We start from the raw sequence: 25,195 nt of genomic DNA, 5'->3' as shown, positions 1-25,195 counted from the left end.
GTTGAATTAGCTTCACCGTGTATTGCCTGACCAACACTCCTTGCCTTTTCAATCGAGGCACGAATTGAAAATTTCACATACACATAAAAATCAGCCGCACTGAAGAATTTTTCTCCTTCCAATTCAAAGAATTTTATTATTTCAGGATCCTGCCTGAAACCGGTAGGGACAAGATTGAATTCATCCATTATTCTCTTTGTTGACTTACCATTAGGAGTTTCATTAAGAAATTTTTCAAGTCTTTCTTCGATAGTTCCTTTTGCCTCATGCATAACTCTAAGCGTGTCTTGATTTATAACGTAATCTCTGTTCAAAACAAAAGGAAGAAACCCGAAAAAATCTTTCTTCTTGGAAACAGAAGCATACTGATATCTCGCCACTTCGCTTGCAAAATATTCACGACTTTCACTTTCCTTAAAGTTCTGTTTGAAGACCCATTCATCCTTGTAGTATGCATTTCTAAACTCATCCTCCTCACCATGAAGTGATTCCATTGCTGTCTCATCAAAAATAAAAGCATGCTTCATTTGGGTTTTAACAAAATCGCTGCGCTTTCTTTCGTCTTCGCTATAAGTTCGATGACGCACAAATAAACCAGGATCAAAATTCGGAGTTTCTTTCCCCCAAAACACAATGACCTTAAACGCATACCTCCACAAACCGATTGCGCTTTCTCGGTCCAACCCTTTCTGATCAATAAAACCCACCGGATTATTCCCCACCATTAAGTATCTATTTGGCCCGGAAATATCACCTGCGGGATCAGGCCCCGCCCAGCGCTGCAACCACGGTACGTAATACCGGTAGCCATAGTAATAAAGCCCGGTTGCATCCCGTTCCTTACCCGAGTAGCGCATGGTTTTGTACTGCGCCACCAACGCACTTTTCCCCGCCCAACACGCCGTGCCGCCAAAGGGATAATAGTGTTCCTGGGTCAGCACACCCGACTCATCGTCCAGTTCAAGTGTGCTGGAGCCGAGGTGATCGCTGAGGCTGTAACGCAACTGGTCGCTGTGCTCACCTTGGGGCCAGTGCAGCGCCCGTACGTTACTACGCCCGGCTTCGATGCTGATGACGTGATGTTCTTCGCCATCGGCCTGGCGGTGGATTTCCAGACTGGGGAGGTAACGGACTTCGGTGCGCAGGGTTCGACCGCTGCTTTGGGTGAATCCGACTTTGCGCAAGCGATGGCCGGGGCGGTCGTAGCGGTAGCATTCGTAGTCGTCGGGCTCGGTTTGGCGCTGGACCAAGGTGACCTGACTCAACTGGTTGCGCAGGTCCCAGGTCATGGCTTGGCCACGCTGCAGTTCCCGTTGATTGCCGCTGGCGTCGAAGCCCATGGCAATCTCGGGTTCTCCCGGCAATGAGCCGTCGCCCCGTTGCGCCAGGCTGCGATTGCTTCGGGTCGAGGTGAACATCGAGAAACCCGGTGCGCCGCTGTGCTGGCGGGTGATCAGGTTGCCGCCCCGGTCGTACTCGAAGCATTGGGTGTAATTGCGCCGTTGGTTGGGGTCCAGCGGTGTGGGTAAAAGCTCCGGCAGCATCGGGCCGTGGCTCGGCTGACTGACCTCCCAGCCCCGGGCTTCGACCAGTTGGTACAGGCTGTCGTAGCGATAGCGGTTGATCGGGTCGACGCGCTGGTTGTTGAAATGGGTCACCGGTTGGGCCAGGTCTTGCAATTCGACAATGTTGCCCACCGGGTCGTAAACGTAGTTCAGATCCTGCAACGGCTTTTGACTGCCGAGCGCGGCCTGCAACCTGAGCAAGCGACCGTCATCCGCTGCGTATTCGACACGGGTCACCAAGCCATTGCCGGCAGTTTCGCTTTTGACCTGATCGAGAGCGTTGTAGCGGATGGCGCTGACCAATCGTTTTGGCGGTTTCCCCTCCCCGGCCACTTGCAGCCAGGCCTCATCCGGTTTGCCCGCGAGGTCGTAACCGAAAGTGCGCAGATTGCCCATGGCGTCGGTCTGCTGCCGTAGCTCGCCCGTGGGATTGAAGGTGTAGCGGGTGATGAACGGGCGGGTTTCCAGCAACTCATCGCGGGCCTCGGGTTCGAGAGGCCAGTCAGGCGTTTCAAGCTCGGCGAGAAAGCGCAGCTCTTCTCGCAACACCCCAGCGGCGATTCCATACTCGGAATAAATCTGACTGCCGGCCGGATCGTCATGACGGATCAGTTGACCGCACTGGTTGCGTACAGCGGATGCTGGATCGGAGCCAGCGTAGGTCAAGCGCTCGACCACGCGCGCAGCCTCTCCTGCAGCCTGCTCCACCACCGCGAGAGGGCGCCGCTGAGGGTCATATTCGAGGTGCCGCTGGCTGCCGCGAGCGTCCCAGAACGAACAGGGCAAGCCGCTCTGATCCAGCAAGCTCAGTTGCCAACCGGCATCGACGCTGTCGGTGCACAATGGCTGGCCGTTCAGGCCATATACGCTGGCCAGATTCGGCTTCGGTGCCGCTCCCCACAATCGCGGATCCCACGACTCCACCAAGCGCCCCGCCGCATCGAAACCTTGCCGGCTGATGCGCGAATCAATCCCTGCGCTGTCGGGATGCCGGCAGTAACCCACGCCGAGAATCGCCAAGGCGCGCGGATCGATGACCGACAGCGTCGGTGTCGCAGTGTGTGGGTGAGCGTTCACGGCATCGTCGGTCCTTCGCTCGGATCACGGACAGCGTGAGCCTTTTTTGCGCCGGCCGATACTGTAAGAAGTAACAGGTCGGTGATTCTCCTTGCAGGAGTCGGCTTGCCAGCGATGACGTCATTGCATTCACCACCGCCATCGCCAGCAAGCCGGCTCCTACGGACTCTGCTTAGCCCAATTTTATCTGCACGCCACGCGGCACCGACGCCCCACTGTCCTCATCGATCTGCGCCATGCTCAAGTACGCGGTTTCCTTGAGGAACAACGAGCAGATCGCGACGATGGCCAACGCCAGCGTGCCGTAGATCGCAACACCGAGCGGGTTGTGATCGGTGGCAATCAGGATCGCCGTGGCCACGCTCGAAGCCGTGCCGCCGCCCAGTGCCGCGCCGATCTGGTAGGCGGCGGACATTCCCGAATAGCGCATGTCCCTGGGGAATTGCTCGGCCAGGAACGCCGGGATAGGTCCTTGTGTGGCGCCCATGAAGGCACCGACGGCGATATACGCCAGGGTTGAAATCAGCAGGCTTTTCAGACCGACCAGCGCAAAGAACCCGAAGAACCCCAGCGCCATGATGAACGCCCCCAGCACCATCACTTTGCGTCGGCCGATCCGGTCGGAGAGCAAGGCGAACAGCGGTGCGGTGATGACGATGGCCACCGACAGCGAAAAATCGAAGATCAGTGCATCGGTGCTGCCGTAACCGATCTGCGTGGCGTACGACAAAAAGAACGTGCTGCCGATGTAGGCAATGGTCACGTAGCCAAACGCGATACCCGTGCACAGCAGCATTTCTTTCGGCCGCGCCCGCAGTGCGGCGATCAGTGGCATACGCACCGGCGTCTTGTGTTCGACACGCTGTTCAACTGGTTTTTGCAGCCGCGCATAGAGCCCGATCAACACCAGCACACCGCCCAGCCAGAAGGGAATGCGCCAGGCGAAATCGGCGAGATTATCGTTGGAGGCGACACTGACAATGCCGAACACTGCTGCGCCGAGGATGCCGCCAATGCCGATGCCCATGCTGGTGAAACTGCCCCACAACCCTCGTCGACCGGGCGGCGCCGACTCGATGCCGAACAGCGCCGCCCCGCCCCACTCACCACCGGCGGCGAAGCCTTGTATCAACCGCAGCAACACCAGCAGTGCCGGTGCTGCCAGGCCTATCGACGAATAGCCCGGCAGGCAGCCGATCAACAGGGTGCTCAAGCCCATCAGCAACAGGGTGATCACCAGCATTTTCTGCCGGCCGATCCTGTCGCCGTAGTGCCCGAACACCATGCCACCCAATGGCCGGGCAAAAAAGCCCGCGCCAAAGGCGCCGAAGGCAAACAGCGTGGCGGTGAGCGGGTCCATCTGCGGGAAGAACACCTTGGGAAACACCAGCGCCGCCGCCGTGCCGTAGATGACGAAGTCATAGAACTCCAGCGCGGTGCCCATGCCGGAGACGAAGAAGGTTCTGAGGGCGGACTGCGAACCCGCCGGGGAATGACCGTAACTAGCCATATCGAGTGCTCTTTTTGTTGTTATGGAGGACGTCGTTTCAGAAGCGCTGGAAGCCGTCGCGGGCCAGCAGCATCGGGTTGCCGGCGGCGTATTCGAGGACCGCGTTTTCGCTGTCGATGCCGAGGGTCAGCAGGGTTTCCCAGCGCTCGGTAGCCGGCATGCTCAGGTCCGGATGGAAACAGATCGGCGCCTCGTCCCCGGCGTCACCGCACATGGCCGCAGCCCGGCGATTCAAGTCGCCATGGATCATCTCGACCCGCGCCGCGTTGACATGGGCCAGGCGTGCGTAGGTGGTCGATGCATCCGGCGTTCGCTCGCCAAGGCTCAGCACCGGGTCAAGGAAGTGATTGGTGTGGGTGATCCAGCCGTCTTCGCCCGGCAGGACCACGGCGGTGCCGGCGGCGGACATTTCAATGCTCGCCGCCCGTGGCGCCGTATCATGGTTCGAGAACACGGTCAGGACGGTCGACGCACTGACCCGCGCCGACCGCGCCAGGGCAATGGCCTCTTCAACGCTGGTCGCCTCCTCCACGATCCGTCGGGCAATGGCGTGCACCGGCACGCCGGCTACCGCGTTGTCGCTGGCGTGGTGGAGGATGTTGAAATGCAGCCCGAGTCCGGCGCTGTTCACGCCGATCTTGCCCAGCATGCCGAACTCGGTGAACAGCTTGACGGTCATGCCGGAACGGCTTGTGAGTTGCAGCAGCATGCCGTGGGGCACCAGCGAGTCGTGCCAGTCCCAGGTCTGGATGGTTTTGGGCGCATCGGCCCCCACCGGCGCAAAGACCGCTGTCGAGCATTCGCCTTCGAGCGAGGCAGGCATTACCGCGAGAATTTCCGTGCGGGCGTTCAGGCTCGCCAGTTGCCACAGGGGAATCCCGGCGCCTTCGGCCGTGGCTTGCAGTTCCTGGGCCAGGCTCGGGCTCCAGTCGGTGAGGGCTTGCAGGCTGGCCTCGCCCAGGGCGCGCACCTGCTCGGGCGCCACGCCCACCTGATTGAAAAAGTCGAGATAGAGCGCCACCGTCTTGCCGATTTGCGCCGCCCAGGTTTCGCCGATTTGCTGGCCTCGGATCTGTGGGTTGTGGGTGTCGGTGACGAAGCAATGCAGTTTCACGAGCGGTGTTCCTTTTTTGACATGGGTATTCAACCTGTGGGAGCGAGCTTGCTCGCGATGGGGCCAGCACATTCAACATGGATGTCGACTGACCCACCGTCATCGCGAGCAAGCTCGCTCCCACAGGGTTTGTGTGTTCTGGTGGATCGGGTTCAGGGTTTAAGGGCAAAAATCTCGCGGCCGGCGAACCAGGTCTGCAGTACTTGGGTATCGCGCAGGGCCTCGGGCTTGACGGTGAAGACATCCCGGTCGAGGACGATCATGTCGGCCTGTTTGCCCGGCTTGAGCGAACCGATCCGGTCTTCAAGGCGCAGGGTGCGGGCGGCGTTGAGGGTGTAGGCCTGGAACATGGTCTGGCGGTCGATCGCTTCGGCGGCGTTGAGCACGCCTTTGGGGCCGGTGCGGCTGACCGCCTGGTAGATCGCCTTCCACGGATCCGGCGTGGTGATCGGCCAGTCGCTGGCGCCGGCAATGGTCGCGCCGTGCTTGAGCAGCGAGTGGGCCGGGTACGAATACATGAAGGCCATGGCGCTGACATAGGGTTTGACCAGGTCCATGCTCGACTCATCGGCCATGGCCCAATACAGCTGCATCGAGGCAATCACGTTGAGGGGTTTGAACCGGGCGAATTCCTTCGGGTTGACCATTTGCAGGTGCGTGATGGAGTGGGGAATGCCGCTTTGTCGATCCTTGCGCGCCTGTTCGATGCCGTTGAGCGATTCACGCACCGCGCGATCGCCAATCGCATGAACGTGCACCAGCCAGCCACGGGCGTCGGCAGCGCTGACCAGCTCGCCGAAGTGCGCCGGGTCAATCAGCAGTTCGCCGGATTTTTTCGAGTCCTGGTAGGGCTCCAGCATGGCGGCGCTTTGCGCCGGGACTTCCGCCACACCGTCGGCAAACACCTTGATCCCCGGCAGGGTCAGGTTGGGCACGCCGAGAAACTGCTGGCGAACCTTGTCCAGTTCATCGAGATCGGCCGGTGTGGCTTTCGAATCGGCCATCAGCAGTGCGGCCACATGCGCGGTCAACTCGCCGCGTTCGGCCAGCGCCTTGTAGATCGGCAACACCCCCAGCGACTGATTGTTCACATCGCCGCCGGGAATTTCATTGGCGATGGGGTCCATCCAACCGGTGATGCCCAGGCTTTTGTAATAGTCGAGCGCTGCACGCGCGCCCGCCATCAGCTCCTCGGCGGTCGGCGGCGGCAGCAGGGCCTGCACCGGGTACAGTCCGGCGTCGACCAGGAAGCCATTGGGCCGTCCATCGTCGTGATGCCCTATCGTGGCCTGCTCTTCGTCCTTCAACGCCTTGACCCGCGCGGCATCCACTCCGGCACGCTGGAGCATCGCCCGATTGGCCCACCCCGTGTGCAGGTCCCAGCCCAGAAAGAGAATCGGCGTGTCTGCCCATTCGCCCTGATTGAAGCGCTGCTCAAGTGCCTCGACCTGGCTCCAGTAAGTCGATGGCAAACCGCCGACGCTGAGGATGTCACCGCGTTTGGCCTTGCCGTCTTCGCGCCACTGGCGCAGGCGTTTTTCCAGCTCGTCCAGCGCCAGCAACTCGCCGTCCAGATTGGCCTGACGCAGTTGCAGGCCGCCCTTCACCGTGTGTGAGTGCGAGTCGATAAACCCCGGCATCAGCACCTTGCCGCCCAGGTCGACGATGCGCGTGCCCGGCTGCTTGAGCCGCAGCACCTGGGCATCGGAACCCACCGCCGAAACCTTGCCGTTCTCCACCGCGATGGCCTGCTGCAAGGGCTGGCCAGGTTCGGCGGTGTACACCCTGGCGTTGTGCAGGATGAGATCGACAGCGGCCATACTTTCCATCGAGGAACAGGCCAGAGCAAGTGACGCGGCCAGGGTCAGAATCTGTTTCATGGATCGGCTCTTTATTTTTGTTGGGCTGTAGCCAAGACTATCCAAGCCGAATCGAGAACTGAATGCCTGCTCCCGCACAACTTCTGTGCCTATCAGGAATAGATAAATGGATAAAATGAGTGCCCTGACCATGTTCGTCGCCACCGCCGAACAGGGTAATTTCAGCCGCGCCGCCGACCTGCTCGGCAAGACCCCGTCCGCCCTGACCAAGGCCGTGGCCCAACTGGAGGAAGAACTCGGCACGCGCCTGTTCGACCGCACCACCCGGCGCATGGCGCTGACCGAAGCCGGTCGCATCTACCTGGAAGGCGCACGCCAGGCGCTGATGCAACTGCAACTGGCCACCGAGGATGTGGAGCAGTTGCAGCATGCGCTGCGCGGCGACCTGCGGATCACCGCCCCGCCCTCGTTCGCGCCGGCTTTTCTGAACCAGGTGTGCTGTCGCTTTTTGACCGCGTACCCGCAGGTCAAACTGGAAGTGGACCTGAGCGATAACTTCGAAGACCCGGTGGACGGCGGCTACGACCTGGCCCTGCGCGACGGCCCCATCGACCTGCCTGGCGTGATCGCGCAGCCGCTGGTGGAAAACCAGGTGTTGCTCTGCGCCAGCCCGGCTTACCTGGCGCGCAAGGGCGAGGATGTTTCACTGGACAATTATCAGCAGCACGACTGGCTGATCTTCCGCCATCCGCTACTGAATCGACATTTCTGGTGGGTCAAGCAAGGCGAACAACGGATTCGGCTGACACAACCGACGCCGCGGGTGGCCAGCGACAACTTTGATTTTCTGCTGGCCTGCCTGCTCGATGGGCAGGGCTTGCAGTTCATCCCGCAATGGAGTGCCGCGCCCTATCTGGCGCGGGGCGAACTGGTCGACTTGATGCCGCAGTACTGGCGTGAACCCGGTGCGTTCGGGCCGTGGATCTACGTGCTGTACCTGGCCCACCGGCGCAACACGCGCAAGGTCAAAGTGTTCATCGAATACCTCAAGGCGCATTGGCAACCGCAGGCTGCATGACCGTTCAGCGCGGCTGCAACACCAGCGCAAACAACTCGCCATGCCCGTTCACGTTGAGCTTGTGATAGAGGTTGCGCCGGTGCACTTTCACCGTCTCCGGGGAGATGCCCATTTGCTGGGCGATGGCCTTGCTGGAGAAGCCCTGGAGAATCAGGCGTGCGGTTTCGATTTCCCGCACGGTCAGGCGGGCGTCGAAGCGATCGAGCAAGGTCGCCAGATCGCCGGCCGGCGGTTCGGCGACCGGCCCTTCGGGTGGCAGCAAATCCAGGTGTCGGCGCATCGCCGACAGCACCCAGTCACGCACGCACAGCAGGCGCCCCTGGTCCTCAAGGCCAAAGCGCGTCGAACGCCCGAGGGACAGGCCGAGCACGGCGCCGTCGAGGTTGACCATGAACTGCAACTCGTCGCCACCGACCACGGTGCTGAAGTAACTCAGGTAGTACTCGCTGTGCTGGAACTGGTCGGGGGCCACCGATTCGAGGCTGTGCAAGCCGTCGGCGATGCCGGCGCAAACGGCTTGATAGAACGGATCGAGCAGGTACATGCCGGCGCGGTAGTCCGCCAGTTCTTCCTGCTCGGCACTGTTGCCCTTGGCATCGAAATCAATCAGCAGGCGCGGCACGTGGCCCGGGCGCATCAGCGCCACCAGGGCGTTGTCCAGCGGCACCAGCAGCCGCAGGGTATCGACCAGCGCCCGCCAGAAACCGTCCCGCCCCACCGTCGTGAAGACCCGCGCCAGCCCCTGGTGCACCGGCAACTCTTTCAACAACGCGTCCACGCACTACCCCTTTTGAGTAACCCATGATGGGAATGGGTGAAGGCCACCCCGGTCGATACGCTGCAAACTCCTGATTACCACCGGCCGCAACAGGCCAGGAGTGCCGCATCATGAGTCGTCACCGCTTGTATTTCAATCTGGGGTTTGGCGCCTGTCTGGCAGTGTCGCTGTCGGCGCAAGCCGTCGAAGCCCCGACCGTGCACGTGTACAACTGGTACGACTACATCGGCCCCACGACCCTGCACGACTTCAAGCGAGACACCGGGATCGCGCCGGTCTATGACACCTTCGACAGCGCCGAAGTGCTCGAAGGCAAGTTGCTCACCAGCCGCAGCGGCTACGACGTGGTGGTGGCCAGCAACTTCAGTCTGCCCACGCTGATCAAGGCCGGTGCCCTCGCCCCACTGCCCCGGGCGCAGATGCCGGACTTCAAGAACATGGACACCGATCTGCTGGCGAAACTGGCCAACAACGATCCGGGCAACCAGTACGCCGTGCCGTACCTGTGGGGCACCAACGGCATCGGCTACAACGTCGACAAAGTGCGCGCGGTACTGGGCGACAAGGCACCGGTGGACTCCTGGGACCTGGTGTTCAAGGAGGAGAACCTGGCCAAGCTCGGCGAGTGCGGCGTGGCCATGCTCGACTCGCCGTCGGAGATGCTGCCGGTCGCCCTGCACTACCTCGGCCTGCCGCCCAACAGCACCAACCCCGAAGACTACAAGAAAGCCGAAGCGCTGCTGCTCAAGCTGCGTCCGCACATTGCCTACTTCAACTCGTCGAAGTTCATCAGCGACCTGTCCAACGGCAACATCTGCGTGGCGGTCGGCTGGTCCGGCGCCATGCTCGAAGCCAAGGCCACCGCCGAGCAGGCCGGCAACGGCGTGAAGATCGCCTACAGCCTGCCCAAGGAAGGCGCGCCGGTGTGGTTCGACACCCTGGTGCTGCTCAAGGACGCCCCGCACCCTGAACAAGGGATGGCCTTCATCGACTACCTGATGCGCGCCGAGGTCATCGCCCCGGTCAGCGACCACCTCAACTACCCCAACGGCAACCGCAGCGCGACCACGCTGGTGGCCGAAGCGACCCGCAACAACCCGGCCGTCTACCCGCCAGCCGAAGCCATGGCCACCCTGTTCACCCTCCAGCCCCTGCCGCCGGCGACCGAGCGCGTGCGCACGCGAATCTGGAGCAAGGTCAAGAACGGCCAATAACCCAAATCCCTGTAGGAGCTGCCAAAGGCTGCGATCTTTTGATCTTTTGTTTTTGTCGATCCGGAATTTTTCAAGATCAAAAGATCGCAGCCTTCGGCAGCTCCTACAGGGGTTGAGCGCATTTTTCTGCCACGAATCGAAGATGAGAAAATCCATGAAACCACGCGCCCGCGACCTGAACATCCAATTCGGCCAACTGCAACCCGGCCCGCTCAATGCCATCACCGACGTCCCCGGCGTGCGGGTCGGCCACTGTGATGTGCGAGGACGCACGGCCAACGGCCGCGACATCCTCACCGGCGTCACCGTCATCGAACCGCGCGCCGGTTCCACCAGCCAGCAACCGTGCTTTGCCGGCGTGCATGTACTCAACGGCAATGGCGATGCCACCGGGCTGGAGTGGATTCGCGAAGCGGGCTTGCTGACCAGCCCCATCGCCTTCACCAACACCCACAGCCTGGGCGTGGTGCGCGATGCGCTGATCGTGGTCGACCGCGAGCAGCAAGCCGATGACGGGCGCCTCTACTGGAACATGCCGGTGGTGCTGGAAACCTTCGACGGCTTGCTCAACGACATCAACGGCTTCCACGTGAAGCCTGAACACGTAGCCCAAGCCGTGCGCTCGGCGGTGGGTGGTCCGGTGGCCGAAGGCAATGTCGGTGGCGGCAGCGGCATGATCTGCCACGAATTCAAGGGCGGCATCGGCACCGCGTCGCGACGCTTGAACAGCGCCCAGGGCGGCTGGACAGTGGGGGCGATTGTCCAGGCCAACCATGGCATCCGTAACGAACTGCGCGTCGACGGCTACCCGGTCGGGCGCTACATGGAACAGGTCGATTCGCCGTTCCTCAAGGCCTCGCTGCCCCATCCGGGCATGGGTTCGATCGTGGTCTGCCTGGCCACCGATGCGCCGCTGCTGCCGCACCAGTGCACGCGCCTGGCCCAGCGCGCCAGCCTCGGCCTGGCTCGCACCGGCGGCGGCAATGAAGACCACAGCGGCGACATCTTCATCGCCTTCGCCACCGGTAACGATCACGTGCCACCGGCTGCCTACGAGAGCAAGAAAGCGCCGACCACAAACAACCTGAGCATGGTCAACAACGACCACATCAGCGAGCTGTTCCTGGCCGCCACCGAAGCCGTGGAAGAAGCCATCATCAATGCCCTGCTCGCCGCCGAAACGGCCGAAGGCAACGGGCATGGGGTGCCGGGGCTGGATGCCGAAACCCTGCTCGAGGCGTTGCGCCGCGCCGGCTGGCCGGGGGATGCGACTAGCGGTACTTGAGTGAAACACTCGGTCTTTTTAGGATGAACTTACGCAGTCGCTTGCCTGGCAAGCCGCTGCGTAGGTGGTGAGTGATCTGAACCCCTACCAAGCTCACCGCCTGCTTCATGCGCATCTTGAGCCTCTCGGCTCTACTTCCTCCCCATCAAAGAGCTTTGAGGCTCTTTTTTTGCCTCTGAAAAACCAACTCCCCATCAACACATTCCCCTGTGGGAGCGGGCTTGCCCGCGAAGGCGTCGTATCAGTCGCCATAAATATTGGCTGACACACCGCCTTCGCGAGCAAGCCCGCTCCCACAGGGGGGATTTTCATTGAGGCTCGGTGGCACACAGCGACCGCCACGCCGCCTGTGCCAGCATGTCCCGGTACGCCCTCGGGCTGCCCTTGACCCGGCCCGACAACCACGCGCGGCAGTAACTGTCGGCCTGGCCGATGATCAGCGACAGCAGCAACTCCGCCGGAAAATCACCCAGCTCATCGCCGTGAGCGCCCAGCCATGTCAGCAACTGCTTGTTGCGCGCCTTGTTGCGGGTGGCGAGTTCGTCCTTGAACGGCCCCTTGGTGACGGCAAATCGCGCGTGGTACTGGAACCGCGCCCAGTCCGGCTGGCTATCGACCCAATCCACATAGCTGTGCACCAGCGCGTGCACCCCCGCCTGGGTGGTTTGTGCATCCGCCAGGTAGCTGTCGCGCAAACGGGCCTGATCATCCAGGGCGGTAAAAAACAGCGCCGCCACCAGGCCTTCCTTGTTGCCAAAGTGGTGATAGATGGCGCCGACACTGGTATCGCATTCGGCGCGGATCATTTCGATGGTGGTGGCCTCGATTCCCTGTTCGTTGAACAGGCACAGGGCCTTTCTGAAGATGTCGCGCTTGAGTTCGGCGCGTCGTCCGGGGTAGCAGCGTTCGAGCAGATCGGCGGTATCCATGCTGAAAAACAGTCCGCAAAAGTCATGGGTGGAAGCTGGCGGTTGCCAGCGAACAAGTGGCGTCAGGTTGACAGATTTCCTTTCGACAGAATACTGTTCCGTCACAGAACATTATTCTGTTACGGAAGATTGTTCTGTAAACCGTCATCCTCAAGAGGCAAAAAAAATGAGTCAGTTCCTCAGCATGTTCAACAGCGCCGGGCCAGAAGGGTTCAGCAAAATGGCCTGCCAGGTGGCGCCCTACTTCTCCACCATCAACCCGCTGGTCCAGGATTTGCGCAAAGGCTCGGCCACCGTGCACGTGCCGTTTGCCCGGGAAATCACCAATCATTTGGGTACGGTGCATGCGATAGCCATGTGCAACGCCGCCGAGCTGGCCGCCGGGATGATGACCGACGTGTCCATTCCCGCCGGCGCGCGCTGGATTCCCAAGGGCATGACCGTGGAATACCTGGCCAAGGCCAAGAGCGATGTGACGGCGATAGCCGAAGGGGATGCAGTGGACTGGACCAGCGAAGGCGACAAGATCGTGCCGGTGGACATTCACGATGCAGAGGGCAAGAAGGTATTCACGGCGCGGATTACCATGAATGTGAAGCTGGCTTAAGCGCTGACGGGGGCTCTCGCGGACAACTCAATCCCTGTGGGAGCGGGCTTGCCCGCGAAGAGGCCGACACATCCAACATTAATGTTGGCTGACTCACCGCCTTCGCGAGCAAGCCCGCTCCCACAGGGGATTTGTGGTGTTTGGGAGGGTGTGGTCAGACCAGGCGCAACCGGGGGCCAGACGCCGGCACCGCCTCATCACCCAACCGCTCGCGCACAAACTCATTGGCCTTGCGCGTCAACTGGTCCAGATGCCGGTCGCGCTGTTTTTCCGCGTCGGTCATGGCCCGCTTGCCGTGCTTTTGCAGCAGGTAGGTATGAATCTGCCGCACTTCCAGCGAGCTGTAGATCGACGCCACGTCCAGCAGCGCCATCAAGCCATCGGTGCTGTGGTCGCGGGTGTTCATCAACACCTGGGTCGCACGCACGCCCACCACCTGAAAACCCATCGCCTCGAAATACGGCACCTTGGCCACCGCGCAGGTCAGCTCGGCATGGGGATAGCGGCCGACCATTTCCCGCAGCATCCGCCGGGCCACACCCTGGCGCCGATACTCGGCCTGTACCGCCATGTACGCCACGCCACACGCCTCGGGGTCGTCCTGCACCGGCAGGTACAGCACAAAGCCCAGCACCTTTTGCGGATCGTCTTCGTCCGTGGCAACGATCAGCTCCACGGCAATGCCTTTTTCACCGTTGAGCGCCTCCAGGTACAGGTGCACCTCATAGCCGATCGCGTATTGATAAAGGTTGTACAGCAGGTTGCTGGGCGGGATCGCGACCATGCTGATGTCGGTCAGGTTGTCGACCACCATCTGCAGGATCTGGCTATTGATGTGCTCGGGGCACGGGGTCTTGAAGTGGCTGATCAGGGGCATTGCGGTGACAGGCTCCGGGAGGCAAGGGCCGCCTATCATAACGCGCCCGACACCTGCGGTCCGAAGGGTGTTTTGGGGGGTAGCAGGTGATTGGGGAAATGGGTGGGTCAAGGCCCCCGAACCTGAGGATTGCTACCCACTTCGGCGCTACAGAAAAGTCTTAATATCTTGATACAAATCAGCCTTCCATACCTTCCGAGACTCCCTCGCGATTGGCGTAGCTCTTGCATCGACCCCATTGCGATCGTCAGCCACATCGGCGCGCCCCGAGGGAAACACCATGAAAAACCTGCCTGACCTCAAACCGCTCGGTTTCAGCAAACCGGGCATCGCCGCTGTGATGCTGATCAACATCAGCCTCGGCACTGTCAACGCCGCACCGCTGGACGATGTCAACCAGCCACCTCCGACGGACCCCTCGGCGTACAGCAACCCGGCAGCCGACCCCCAGGCCGCGCTGGACGCCTTGCTGACCATGCCACCCTCCAATCAGGGTTCCATCGCCCTGCCCAATGGCATGTACGGCACCCGCACCACGCCAACGACCGACAACGTGCTGCAACCAGCCCAGCAAACATCATTCAAGATCCCCACCAACGGCAAACCCAGCCCGTTGTTCGGGGCGCAGCCGTACACTCAGCAACTGCTGTTGTTCGAAGAATTCGGCACGGAAAAACTTGACCCGACACTGCCCGCGCCACCTCTGACCTTCCCGGTTCCGACCGTCGGCCCAGCGCCCAACCAGGACCCGAACAGCATCGCCCGCAGTGGTCCTTCGGCCACGGCGCTCGAAGCTTTCATGCGCCAGCCCGGGCTGTACCCGTTTCCGTCACAGTATTCCAACGTGCTGGACCGTAACCCGTGGCAAGCGCAGATCGAAGCCTTCCTCAACCGCCATCCGGTCGGCTCGCCGGCTGAAGGTCGTCCGCCAGGAAAAGGCTGGTCGCACCAACGCTGGAACGAGTTTTACCCGCAGGTCGCCTTCAAGACCGTGCAAGCCGGCGCCAAGCTCAACGGCGGCATGCGCGACCGTCGGCAATTGCACAACTACGCCGTCGGTGAGTTCGGGCCGGGCGGTCTCTACTACCAGACCTCGGACATCCCGACCACCACGGGCACCACCAAAGGTATCGACACGCGCTTCCACCCCAACATGCCGATTCAGAACCATAAGGCGCTCTGGACCTTCGACGGCACCTTTCCGCCAAAACTGTTGATGGTGCGCTACGGCCAACCGGTGCTGATGCGGCACTACAACGCCCTGCCGATCGATCCATCGGCCAACATGGGCTTTGGCCTGCACACCATTACCACCCACGAACACAACGGCCACTCCCCGGCCGAAAGCGACGGCTTTGCCAATGCGTTTTTCTTTCCCGGGCAGTACTACGACTATCGCTGGCCGATGCAACTGGCCGGTTACGACACCATCAACACCACTGCGCAGGATCCACGCGCGGCCTTCCCCTGCGCCCCGGGCGAAACCCTGTACGTCAACGACGCCACGCCAGGCCTGAAGACCTGCAACAACGGCAGCATCAAGATCCGTGGCGACTGGCACGAAACCATGAGCACCCACTGGTTCCACGACCACATGCTCGATTTCACCGCGCAGAACGTCTACAAGGGCAACGCGGTGATGATGAATTACTACAGTGCCCTGGACCGCGGCAACGAAGCCTTGGAAGACGGCGTCAACCTGCGCCTGCCCAGCGGCTCGGCCTTGCCCTGGGGCAACCGTGACTACGACGTCAACCTGATGGTGGCCGACAAGGCCTGGGACGCCAGTGGCCAGCTGTGGTTCAACCCGTTCAACACCGATGGCTTCCTCGGCGATCAGATCCTGGTCAACTGGCAGTACCAGCCACGCCTGAAAGTGCGCGCGCGCAGTTATCGCTTCCGCATCCTCAACGGCTCGGTGTCGCGCTACCTCAGGATCGCGCTGGTGCGTGAAGTCGCCGGCACCGGTGGCGAATTCCCCGGCCCCGCAGGTTCGGGCGTGTCCTATACCCGCGTGCCGTTCCACATGATCGCCAACGACGGCAACCTCATGGAACACGCCGTGCCGTTCGACGGCAGCATGGACCTGGACGGTGACGGTGATGTGCAGGACCACAACGCCATTCTGCCCACCCAGGGCATTGCCGAACGTTTCGACATCATCGTCAACTTCGCGAAAAACGGGATCTCCGTCGGCGACAAGCTGTACTTCGTCAACCTGATGGAGCACCAGACCGGCAAGCAGCCGGAAAAGAATCCGCTGAGCCTGGCCGATGTCCTGTCCGGCAAGTACAAAGCCGTGCTCAAGTCGGGCAGCAAGGGGCTGGAATGGGACGGCGGCGACCCGGTGGTGGGCAAGTTCATGCAGATGGTGGTGCAGCCTTATTCGGGCCAGGACGTGAGCATGAACCCTGCCGACTACGAACCCGCCAAACCGGGTAAACCGGCCGGCAAGGTGATGATCCCGCTGACCCTCAACCGCGACGATGCGGTCGTACAGGCCAAGCTCAAGGCAGCACGGCATCGCGAATTCATTTTCGGCCGCTCCGATGGCACCGACGAGGCCCCCTGGACCATCAAGACCGACGGCGGCCTGGGCTACAACATGGACCCACGGCGGATCAGCGCCGCCCCACAACTGGCCAACGGCCCGACCGATGCCGGGTTCTCCGGCGACGGCACCCTGGAAGTGTGGAAAATCAAGAACGGCGGCAACGGCTGGAACCACCCGGTGCATGTGCACTTCGAAGAAGGCATCATCCTCAGCCGCGACGGCAAGGCGCCGCCGGAATGGGAAAAATGGGCGCGCAAGGACGTCTATCGCATCGGTGAAGGTATCGACAGTTCGGGAGAGGTGGAAATGGCCATCCGCTTCCGCGAGTTCGCCGGGACCTACATGGAGCACTGCCACAACACCCAGCACGAGGACAACTCCATGTTGCTGCGCTGGGATATCGAGCACCCCGGCCAGTTCCAGTTGATGCCAACGCCCCTGCCTGGCTGGGACGGCGTCAACTACGTGAACTCCGCCGCGCTGCCAACCTTCCGCACGGGCGATACTCGCAACACTGATGGCGATAACAAAAAACCGATCGCCAACCCCGACAGCGCCGCCAGCAACGGCCAGCCAGTGACCATCAACGTGCTGGCCAACGACAGCGACCCTGACGGCAACGTGCCGCTCAAAGTGGTGGGCCTGGAGCAACCGGACTCCGGCAAGGGCACGGTGACCACCGATGGCGTGCGCGTGATCTACACACCACCGGCGACGGTCCCTGCGCCGTTCACCGCGACCTTTACCTACAAGGCCGCCGATGCCAAGGGTGCGGAGTCGGCACCGGCAACGGTGTCCGTGGCGGTCTCGGCAGCGGTCGTCGAGAACCTGATCGTCACCAGCGCTACCGTCACCGCCCGCAGCAACAACCGCTGGTATTGGGTGCTGTCCGGTACCACCTCGCGTGGCACGGGCAATACCATCACCGCGACGGCCACGACCACGACCGGTACGGCGAACCTTGGCACCGCCACCCTGACGCCTACGGCTACAGGCGCGCGCTGGAATATAGCGGTGACGACCGTCGGCAGTGCCCCCTCGCCGAGCCCGACAGCGACCATCAAGTCGGCCTTCGGCAAAACCGTGACAGTGCCAGTGCACTAGAGCGGATTGATCAGCGCCCGGTTCATGCAATGTGGACCGGGCGCTTTTTTTTGCGGATCGTGCGGGGGGACCGAGAGTCTTTTTATTGACTGTTACAACGCCTTCGCGAGCAAGCCCGCTCCCACAAGGAGCTTATGCTCGACGCAGATCCCCTGTGGGAGCGGGCTTGCTCGCGAAGGCGGCCACACAGTCACCGCTGCGGCGCCACCATCCGAAAGCGGATATTGATCTCGTTGGACACCATGCTGTCCGCCCACTCGCCCTCGCCTATCTTGAAGTCGTCACGCTTGAGCACCAGCTGGCCATCGAAGATGCCGATGGAACTCTCCGACTTCAGCAGCACCGGCACACTCACTTCCCGAGTGAGCCCACGCAGGGTCAGTTTGCCGGTGAAGCTGTAGCGGTCATTGCCGAGGGCCTTGATGGACGTCGACTCAAACGTCGCCACCGGATAAGTCGCGGTGTCGAACCACGCCGGTTTTTGCAGCTCGGTGTTGGCGTCGCTGCTACCGGCGTCGATACTGCTCAGGTCGATGGTCAGTGCGGCATGGGCGGCGCCCGGGTTCTCGGTGTCGAAGTCGAGATTGGCCTTGAACTTGCCGAAGGTGCCGTAGGTTTTAGAACCCATCTGCTGATAGGTGAAACTCAAGGTACTGGCCTTGGCGTTGACTTCCTTGTATTCCACGGCGTCAGCGAACGGCGCCAGGCCGAACACCAAGGTGCCGGCCAGAGCGATGCAACGCGCGGATCGAAGGTTCATGGCACTCTCCGGGAGGGCTCCCGTCTTGAGTTGGCGTGCCGCACACAAAGGCCGGCACCAGATGGACTAAAGCAAACAACCGGCGTTTATTCCACCTCAGCCGTTGAATGGCGACCACCTGCCGATGACCGCCAGCGCTACCCGCACGCCTCGCGTTGCCATGCACGCTGCAACAGCTCGATCACCTCGGCATCCGAAGTCTGGGAAAAGTCCATGTACCAATGGCCAATCGAAGTGAACCATTCGGGCATCAGCGGGCAGACCAGTTCATCCACCTCGCGGCGCAGCGCCTCCACCGTCTCTACTGGCGCCACCGGCACCGCCACCACGATACGCGCAGGTTCCTGCACCCGCAGCGCCTGGATAGCCGCCCGCATCGAAGCGCCGGTGGCCAGGCCGTCGTCGATCAGGATCGCCACCTGATCCTTGAGCTGCACCGGCGGCCGCGTGCCGCGGTAGACCCGCTCGCGGCGCAGCAACTCGCGGCTTTCCCGTTCGACCACGGCGTCGAACGCCGCACGGTCAATCGGGTGCACCCGCAGCGCCTCTTCATTACGCACCCGGATGCCACCGCTGGCAATCGCGCCCATGGCGTACTCCTGATGGGACGGCACGCCGAGCTTGCGCACCAGCATCAGATCCAGGCGAACCTTCAGCGCCGTGGCCACCTCATAAGCCACCGGCACGCCGCCACGGGGCAAGGCCAGAACGATGACATCGGGGCGATTGGCGTAAGGCAGCAGCGGCTCGATCAAACGCCGCCCGGCTGCCGGCCGGTCTTGCAGGATGGAATGGGACAAGGGGCTCATGTGAAAACCTCCCCAGGCGATTGCGCCTGTCGGTGAGTCCTGCTCCCACTGATGAGGTTCCTGATTTTCAGTGTGCACAAGACTACAAACACCACCGTCCCTGTGGGAGCGGGCTTGCCCGCGAAAGCGTCAGCACAGTCAACATCTACACCACTGAACCACCACAACCGCGAACAGGCAATCAAAAAACCAACTAAACCAACCGCTCAATCTTCTGATGTTGCCACACCAGTTTGTAATACAGCGTCTGCAGCACCAGCATCCCCGGATACGCCACCGGAAACGCCATCCACACCCCTTGCAGCCCGAAGGATGGAATGGGACAGGGGCTTATGTGGCAGAGGCTTTTGTGGCGAGGGGGCTTGCCCCCGCTGGGCTGCGCAGCGGCCCCAAAATCTCATGACAAACTCAGATCTTTGTGAGCGATTCGCACTCAAACGGGGGCAAGCCCCCTCGCCACAGGGTTCAGTGAACAGCATGCCCCTCCCGACGCGTCCCGCCTACACCAACCGCTCAATCTTCTGATGCTGCCACACCAGTTTGTAATACAGCGTCTGCAGCACCAGCATCCCCAGATACGCCACCGGAAACGCCATCCACACCCCTTGCAGCCCGAACTTCGCATCCAGCAGATAGGCCGCCGGCAACTGCACCCCCACCACGCACACAATCGAAATCGCCACCGGCACCATCACCGTGCCGCTGGCGCGCATGATGCCGCCGATGATCGCCTGGAAGCCAAACACCAACAGGCTCCAGAGCATGATGTGCAACAGGTGCTGAGCCATGGTCCGCGTCGCTTCTTCCGTGAGGAACGAGGCCAGCAGCCAATGCGACAGCAAATACCCGAGCACCACCAGACCACCGGTCAGGCACAGATTGATCATCAACCCCGTGCGCAGAATCGGCCCCATGCGCTCGATGCGCCCCGCCCCAATCGCCTGCGCCCCGAGGATCGACGCGGTAATCGCAATCGACAACGCCGGGAACTGCACGTAATTGACGATCTGCGTCACCGCGCCATAGGCCGCCGTCGCCTGGGAACCGTGCTGGTTCACCAGCGCCAGAATCACCAGCTCCGACAGCGACAACACCACCATCTGCAACCCGGTGGGCAAACCGATGCGCAGCACCTTGCCGAGAATCGCCATGTCCAGCTTCATCGCCGCAAAGAACTCGCGGTCCGGCGCCAGTGGATGGCCCTTGCCAATCAAGCGCCACGCCAGCAACCCCATCGCCACCAGGTTACCCACCAACCCGGCAATCGCCGCACTCTGAATCCCCATCGGCGGCAAGCCAATCCACCCACGAATCAACGCCGGTGTCAGCGCCAACCCGACCATGGTCGACACCACCAGCGCCAACAATGGCGACAAGGTATCGCTTACTCCGCGCAGCAGTTGCGTGAACAGCACAAACACCAACAGCGACGGCATGATCCACAACATCACATGGGCATACGCCACCGCATCGTCCAGCACGTCCGCGGGCGTGCCCAACCCGACCAACGCCGACCGCGCAAACACACTGCCCACCACCGCCGCCGTCAACCCGATCAACCCCCCCAACAACAGGGTTGCCCCGGCAATCGCCTTCACCAGATGCGTCTCCCGCGCGCCCCACGCCTGCCCGATCAACACCCCCGCGCCGGCACCGAGGCCGATCACCAGGGCGATGAAGAAAAACACGATGGGGAACATCCCCGACACCGCCGCCAACGCCTGGGTGCCGAGCATCTGGCCAATGTAGATGCTGTTGACCGTGCCGGACATGGATTGCAGGAAGTTCGACAGCACCATCGGGGCGAGGAAAAACAGGTAGGTGTTCCAGAGGGGGCGTTGGGGCTTGGGGGTTTGCATGGGCGAAGATCCATCTCGACGGCAGGAGCGATGATTAAGGATAGCGTGGGTGGCTGAAACCAAGGGGCGATGACCATCTCAGGTCTGTGTCTGGATTTCCAGCGACCTGAGGTGAAAGGTCTGAAGTTTCATCATCACGGATCTTACGTCAGCCTCGGAATTCCTCACCTTGCCCATGACCTTGATGAAGCTTATAGTCCGCCCCGTCGCCCTAATGGCGACCAGGTTTGGCGACCTGTTCGATCGGATGCAAAAGCACTGTGCTTTTTTGCAGATGCTGTTGCACCTACGCAAAGCTGTCTTTATGGCAGCTGTGCGCGGGAGACCTTCGGGTCTGCCGGTTTTCCGATCCCGGTTCGCCAACCTGCGTACAGCTGTCACCCATTCGTTTGGCGACGAGTGAGGGACAGTCAACCTTTAAACTGATCGGAGTTTCATCTATGGAAAGATACATGCCCCTCACCGGAATCGACCTGGTTCCGGCCTCCCTGCTCATCGACACCCAAGCCCCACTCGACGTCCTGCAAGCCATGGCCGATTACCGTATTCGGACAGTCACGCAGGTGCTGGAAAACATCGCCTACCGTTCCGAGCTCGGTTGCGACACGGTGGTGCTGGAAGACTTTTCAAAGCTGCTGGTCATTCCATTGCGCGATGGTTGTGACTTGATGGATGTGATTGGTCGGCGGCTGCGGGCGCAGGTGGCGCAGTAAATGAAAACGGGCGCAGAACGCGCCCGTCTTTTGTCCGACGAGAAAAATGGCTTAATAGGCGACGCTAGCCTTTGCCTCCGCTAACACTGCCACTTCCACTGCTACTCCCACTCCCACTGCTAGTTCCCTGGTCATTGTTGAACTTGACCTGTGGCCCGACGCCATCTCCCGTACGGAAGGTCGGTAACGCAACCGAGTCCACGAATTTCACGCCGTCCCAGCTGGGCAATGGCGTGGGCATCAACTGGATCTGGCCCGGGTGCTCGGAGTCCCAGCGCAGCAGCATCGAGGTGTCCTCATGCTGTGTGTTGTGGCAGTGCTCCATGTAGGTACCGGCAAACTCACGGATGCGGATGGCCACTTCGACATTGTCGCCGCTGTCCGGATCGGGGCCTATGCGATAGATATCCTTGCGCGCCCCTTTTTCCCATTCCGGTGGAGTCTTGCCACCTCGAGTGAGAATGACCCCTTCCTCGAAGTGCACATGCACCGGGTGATCCCAGCCATTGCCGCCGTTCTGGACCTTCCAGATTTCCAGCGTGCCTTCCCCCTTGAACCCTGCCGGTGTCGGCCCGGTAGCCAGTTGTGGCGCGGCCGAGATCCGGCGCGGGTCCATGTTGAAGCCTGGGCCGCCATCGGTCTTGATCGTCCAGGGCGCAAAATCGGTGCCGTCGGAGCGACCAAAGATAAAGGTGCGATGCCGCGCCTGGGCGAGCCGGGCGATATCGGCAGGGTCGTCGCGGTGCAAGGGCAGCGGGATCATGAACCTGCCCTCAGGCTTGCCAGGCTTGGCGGGCTCGAAGTCGACCGGATTCATGCTGACATCCTGGCCGGTGTAGGGCTTGACGTTCACTTGCATGAACACGCCCACGCCCGGGTCACCGTTGATCCACTGTGGTCCGTGGCTGGTTTGCCTGACCACAGGCAGGTACCTCTCGGAGAGTACATCCGCCAATGGAATGTCACGATTGGGACGCTTGCCGTTTTCATGCTCCTCGATGTTGACGAAGAAAATCCTGTCGCCCGGCTTGATGCCGTTTTTCGCGAAGTCAACGACGATGTCATAGCGTTCGGCAATGCCCATCATCGGCAAAATGGCATTGTTGTCTTGTCTGTCACCGTCACCATCGAGGTCCAGGCTGCCATCGAACGGCACCGCGTGTTCCATGATATTGCCGTCGTTGGCAATCATGTGGAACGGCACCCGGTTATAGGAAACCCCGGAGTTTTTCGGGCCAGGAAACTCGCCACCATTACCATTGACCTGGCGCACCAGCGCCAGCTTGAAGTAGCGGGAAACCGAGCCGTTGAGAATGCGCAACCGGTAGCGGCGGGCACGTACGTCCAGGAAGGGCTTGTACTCCCAGTTGGTCAGCACCTGGTCACCGAGAAAACCGTCGGTGTTGAAGGGGTTGAACCACAACTGGCCGGCCTGGTCCCAGGCCTTGTCGGCGATCGTCAAGTTGATGTCATAGTCGCGGTTGCCCCAGCCCAGCGCCGAACCGCTGGGCAAGCGCAGGTTGACCCCGTCGTCGACCGACTCGTTGCCACGGTCCACGGCGCTGTAGTAGTTCATCATCGTCGCGTTGCCCTTGTAGACATTCTGCGCGGTGAAATCGAGCATGTGGTCGTGGAACCAGTGGGTGCTCATGGTTTCGCGCCAGTCGCCACGGATCTTGATAGTGCCGTGGTCGCAGGTCTTGAAGCCGGGGGTGGCGTCGTTAACGAAAAGCTTTTCTCCGGGATCGCACGGGAACGCCGCACGTGAATCCTGAGCGCTGGTGTTGATGCTGTCGTAACCGGCCAACTGGATCGGCCAGCGATAGTCGTAGTACTGCCCCGGGAAGAAGAACGCGTTGGTAAAACCGTCGCTTTCCGCAGGTGAGTGGCCGTTATGTTCATGGGTGGTGATGGTGTGCAAGCCAAAGCCCCGGTTGGCCGACGGGTCAATGGGCAAGGCATCGTAATGACGCATCAGCATCGCCTGGCCATAGCGCACTAGAAGCAGTTTGGGCGGAAAGGTGCCGTCGAACGTCCACAACGCATTGTGGTCCTGCACAGGCATGTTGGGGTGAAACTGCACTTGAATGCCCTTGGTCGTGCCCTCGTTGGCCGGGTTGCCGTTGGTGTTGTGATAGAGCCCGCCTGGCGCGAATTCCCCCACGGCGTAGTTATGCCGTTGCATACGATCACGCAAGCCGCTGTTGACGTGCGCACCGGCTTGCACCGTCTTGAAGGCGTCGCGCGGGAAAAACTCATTGAAGCGCTGGTGCGACCAGCCTTTTCCCGGTGGCCGGCCTTCTGCGGGCGAATCGACCCGGCGATTGAGGAAATCCTCGATCTGCGCCTTCCAGGGGTTGCGGTCCAGCACATTGGAGAACTCTGTCGGGAAAGGCGTCAATGCCGGCTGCCTGAGAAAGGCATCCAGCGCAGCCGGCGACGGGCCGCTACGCGCCACCTTCAAGGGATCCTGCGCGGGTGCGGGGCCCACCGTCGGGACCGGAAACGGAACGGGTGACGGTGGGTCGGCTGCGTTCAGTTTGTTCGAGCCGAACTCCTCGAAAAGCTCGAGCTTCTGCGTGAACGGTTGAGCCCCGAACACTGGGCTGGCATTTCCGTTGGTGGGGATGTTGAAGCTGGTTTGCAGATTGGGTGGCAGCACATTGTCGGCCAAGGGGGTCGTGCGGTTACCGACCACGCCATTGGGCAGGTCGAAGGCGCCTACATTTGCGCGAGGCAGCTTGAGCAAGTCCCTCAAGGCAGCATTGGGGTCGGCGGGCTGATTGGTGAACGCCGACGGGTCAGTGGGAGGCGGTGCATCGGTGTTGTCGAGGGGGGCTGCCTGGGTCTGGGAAAAGCCCAGCCCCAGCATGATCGCGGCAGCAGAGATACTCAGCGCCAGTCTGGTTTTGGACAATGCACCAGGATTCAACCTTGCGGTATCCAGTTTCATCGCAAACACCTCTGACGGGTTCTACGGAGCGCATGGCAAGACAGGAGCAACGAGCCAATGCGCCTGGCCCGGCTGGCGAAACGCTTGATTTCGAGCCGGGATGGTAACGACGCAACTTCCCTGCCAAAAATGACAGGAGATGACCAATGGCTCCAGGCCATACCCCCGTTGTCTTCTGGCGTGTGGCAGGCGTATGAGAAGCCAGGATGAAAGCCCCGATGACGGGGAATTTCCCCCGATACAGGGTGCGCTGGTGGGGGGTATTGGGGCCACGAAAAATCGCCACTTTCTGAATGTATCGAGCGGTTGAATCCGCAGCCGATCGCTGCTTGTGACGAGTGACTGCATAGACCGATATCGGCCTCGTCAAAGGCTCCAGCGCGTCCCTGCATGCACCCCTATCCCCGCCAATTCGGCATTCCTTGCCTCTAAATCTGACATTGTTTCCCTCTGCCCCGCCAGCCCATCCAGGAATGATGGCAAACGGCTACACTCCTCAGGATTTCTCAACTACACCTCGACCATGGCGGCATCGATTTGCCTCATGGTTAAAGCGATAAAAGGCTTGTCTTCCGGTATCAGTCCAACC

17 protein-coding genes are annotated in these 25,195 nt (G+C 61.3%); 6 read left to right on the top strand and 11 right to left on the bottom strand.

Annotation, left to right across the window (positions count from 1 at the left end; all coding sequences use genetic code 11):
* From C9422_RS16970 to C9422_RS16955, 4 genes are all read right to left on the bottom strand, one after another.
* Positions 1–2,642, bottom strand: a 2,642-nt coding sequence (locus C9422_RS16970) for an RHS repeat domain-containing protein (protein ID WP_256589976.1), incomplete at its 3' end; no start/stop codon positions are given.
* Positions 2,643–2,814: 172 nt separating this feature from the next.
* Positions 2,815–4,152 (bottom strand): MFS transporter, encoded by a 1,338-nt coding sequence (locus tag C9422_RS16965; protein ID WP_116581433.1) that lies wholly within the window; start codon positions 4,150–4,152, stop codon positions 2,815–2,817.
* A gap of 37 nt (positions 4,153–4,189) precedes the next feature.
* Positions 4,190–5,266, bottom strand: a complete 1,077-nt coding sequence (locus tag C9422_RS16960) for a C45 family peptidase (protein WP_116581432.1) — start codon at positions 5,264–5,266, stop codon at positions 4,190–4,192.
* 152 nt (positions 5,267–5,418) lie between these two features.
* A complete protein-coding gene (locus C9422_RS16955) occupies positions 5,419–7,146 on the bottom strand; it encodes an amidohydrolase (RefSeq protein ID WP_116581431.1) in 1,728 nt (575 codons plus the stop codon).
* Between the two features lie 106 nt (positions 7,147–7,252).
* Between C9422_RS16955 and C9422_RS16950 the strand changes: the two genes are divergently transcribed.
* Positions 7,253–8,164, top strand: a complete 912-nt coding sequence (locus tag C9422_RS16950; protein WP_116581430.1) for a LysR family transcriptional regulator — start codon at positions 7,253–7,255, stop codon at positions 8,162–8,164.
* Between the two features lie 4 nt (positions 8,165–8,168).
* Here C9422_RS16950 and C9422_RS16945 read toward each other — a convergent pair whose 3' ends face one another.
* On the bottom strand, positions 8,169–8,942 hold the full coding sequence (locus tag C9422_RS16945; protein ID WP_015094474.1) for a helix-turn-helix transcriptional regulator: 774 nt from the start codon (positions 8,940–8,942) through the stop codon (positions 8,169–8,171).
* Positions 8,943–9,052: 110 nt separating this feature from the next.
* Here C9422_RS16945 and C9422_RS16940 point away from each other — a divergent pair, with 110 nt between their 5' ends.
* Both C9422_RS16940 and C9422_RS16935 read left to right on the top strand, forming a co-directional pair.
* Complete coding sequence (locus tag C9422_RS16940; protein WP_116581429.1) at positions 9,053–10,156, top strand: extracellular solute-binding protein; 1,104 nt, start codon at positions 9,053–9,055, stop codon at positions 10,154–10,156.
* A gap of 154 nt (positions 10,157–10,310) precedes the next feature.
* Positions 10,311–11,441: a P1 family peptidase gene (locus C9422_RS16935; RefSeq protein WP_116581428.1), complete on the top strand. Its 1,131-nt coding sequence runs from the start codon at positions 10,311–10,313 to the stop codon at positions 11,439–11,441.
* A gap of 308 nt (positions 11,442–11,749) precedes the next feature.
* On the opposite strand, the gene C9422_RS16925 is transcribed toward C9422_RS16935, so the two are convergent.
* A complete protein-coding gene (locus tag C9422_RS16925) occupies positions 11,750–12,370 on the bottom strand; it encodes a TetR/AcrR family transcriptional regulator (RefSeq protein WP_116581427.1) in 621 nt (206 codons plus the stop codon).
* A gap of 166 nt (positions 12,371–12,536) precedes the next feature.
* Here C9422_RS16925 and C9422_RS16920 point away from each other — a divergent pair, with 166 nt between their 5' ends.
* Positions 12,537–12,977, top strand: a complete 441-nt coding sequence (locus tag C9422_RS16920) for a hotdog fold domain-containing protein (RefSeq protein WP_116581426.1) — start codon at positions 12,537–12,539, stop codon at positions 12,975–12,977.
* 154 nt (positions 12,978–13,131) lie between these two features.
* Here the strand turns inward: C9422_RS16920 and C9422_RS16915 are convergent, their stop codons facing one another.
* Positions 13,132–13,854, bottom strand: coding sequence for a GNAT family N-acetyltransferase (locus tag C9422_RS16915; protein ID WP_116581425.1), 723 nt, complete (start codon positions 13,852–13,854; stop codon positions 13,132–13,134).
* Positions 13,855–14,134: 280 nt separating this feature from the next.
* Between C9422_RS16915 and C9422_RS16910 the strand changes: the two genes are divergently transcribed.
* A complete protein-coding gene (locus C9422_RS16910) occupies positions 14,135–17,512 on the top strand; it encodes an Ig-like domain-containing protein (RefSeq protein ID WP_116581424.1) in 3,378 nt (1,125 codons plus the stop codon).
* Between the two features lie 190 nt (positions 17,513–17,702).
* Here C9422_RS16910 and C9422_RS16900 read toward each other — a convergent pair whose 3' ends face one another.
* The 3 genes from C9422_RS16900 to C9422_RS16890 form a co-directional block, all read right to left on the bottom strand.
* Positions 17,703–18,272, bottom strand: a complete 570-nt coding sequence (locus C9422_RS16900; protein ID WP_116581422.1) for a YceI family protein — start codon at positions 18,270–18,272, stop codon at positions 17,703–17,705.
* Between the two features lie 137 nt (positions 18,273–18,409).
* Positions 18,410–19,081 (bottom strand): phosphoribosyltransferase, encoded by a 672-nt coding sequence (locus C9422_RS16895; protein WP_116581421.1) that lies wholly within the window; start codon positions 19,079–19,081, stop codon positions 18,410–18,412.
* A gap of 500 nt (positions 19,082–19,581) precedes the next feature.
* The gene (locus tag C9422_RS16890) at positions 19,582–20,940 is read right to left on the bottom strand and encodes an MATE family efflux transporter (RefSeq protein WP_116581420.1); all 1,359 of its coding nucleotides are present in this window, start codon (positions 20,938–20,940) and stop codon (positions 19,582–19,584) included.
* Between the two features lie 440 nt (positions 20,941–21,380).
* Here C9422_RS16890 and C9422_RS16880 point away from each other — a divergent pair, with 440 nt between their 5' ends.
* Positions 21,381–21,653, top strand: a complete 273-nt coding sequence (locus C9422_RS16880) for a hypothetical protein (protein ID WP_116581418.1) — start codon at positions 21,381–21,383, stop codon at positions 21,651–21,653.
* Between the two features lie 64 nt (positions 21,654–21,717).
* Here the strand turns inward: C9422_RS16880 and C9422_RS16875 are convergent, their stop codons facing one another.
* A complete protein-coding gene (locus tag C9422_RS16875; RefSeq protein WP_116581417.1) occupies positions 21,718–24,606 on the bottom strand; it encodes a multicopper oxidase domain-containing protein in 2,889 nt (962 codons plus the stop codon).
* Positions 24,607–25,195 lie beyond the last annotated feature (589 nt).

This window comes from Pseudomonas sp. B1(2018), from assembly GCF_003097365.1.
In the GTDB taxonomy this organism is placed as follows: Bacteria; Pseudomonadota; Gammaproteobacteria; order Pseudomonadales; family Pseudomonadaceae; genus Aquipseudomonas; species Aquipseudomonas laurylsulfatiphila.
The sequence above is the reverse complement of the archived record's forward strand: the minus strand, read 5'-3'. Positions and strand labels throughout refer to the sequence as shown.